The 1,022-nt window shown below is 70.7% G+C and carries 1 protein-coding gene; it reads left to right on the plus strand.

All coding sequences use genetic code 11. From position 1 onward, the window contains the following. On the plus strand, positions 1 to 1,022 hold a 1,022-nt coding region (locus tag AC1D1G_RS45505; RefSeq protein ID WP_477956972.1), incomplete at both ends, for a zinc ribbon domain-containing protein.

The following is a 1,022-nucleotide window of genomic DNA, read 5'->3' on the forward strand; positions in this document are numbered from 1 at the left end:
GGGTCCGGCTGACCGCGGCCATCCCCGAGCATCTGGACGGTCGCCCTGTCACCGATTGGCATCTGCCGTCCCTGGTCCTCGACCGCCGAGGCCTGTTGTGGCGGTGCGCGGCGACCGAGTTGGCGCCCGCTGCGGATCTGACGGCCGGGAGGGTCGCGGTCGGGGTGGATTGGTCCCCGACCAGTCTGGGTGCCGCCGCCACCGCAGCGCAGGGCGCTGAAGGGTTGTCCTCGGATTACCGGGGTTGGACCTACGACGACCGCGGGCTCGGGATCAAACTGGCACGCCTGCAGGCCGAGGGGCAGCTGCTGCATGCCAAGGCCGCGCGGTTGACACGGCTGGCCGCCGCCGCCCCACCCGAGGTCCGCGCACAGTTGGAGGCGAAGATCGCCGTCCTCGACGCTCACCGCACCGCGGTGGGCGTCAAAAGAGGCAAGATCAACCGGGAACTGGCCTTCCACTTCTCCCGCCAGGTCACCGAGTACGCCACCGCGGCGGGCGCGCAGGTGATCGCGGTGGAAGATCTCACCACCCTCGAGACCCGCGGCCATGGGCGGGTGAACAACAATCGGGCCGCGCAGTCCGCCCGCCGCCAGGCCGTCGCCGCCCTCGCCCACACCGCCGCCGGTGCCGGTATCACGGTGGTCTCGGTGCCGGCCCGAGGTTCCTCCGCACTGTGTCCGGGCTGCGACGAACCGCTCTCCCGCCCCGGCGGCTATCACGACGCGTGGTGTCCCCGCTGCCGGGTCGGTGGTAACCGAGACCATATGGCCGGGGTGAACCTGGCCAAACGCGCACTGCTCGGCAGAAACAAAGCCACCAGACGGCGTGGGCAGATGCCCGCGGTCCGGGTCGCCGAACACGCGCCGGTGCGCCGGTGCCGGGACAAGAACGGTCCAACCCCGAGTAGGCCGCGGCATCGCCGGGTCCGCCGCAGCCTGCCCACCGTGCCACAGCGGATGGGGGTGAATCCGAAACATCATGTTCCTGCACCACAAGCGTCGGTGTGGGACACGGTCAAA

The organism is Rhodococcus sp. P3_B8 (assembly GCF_056402775.1).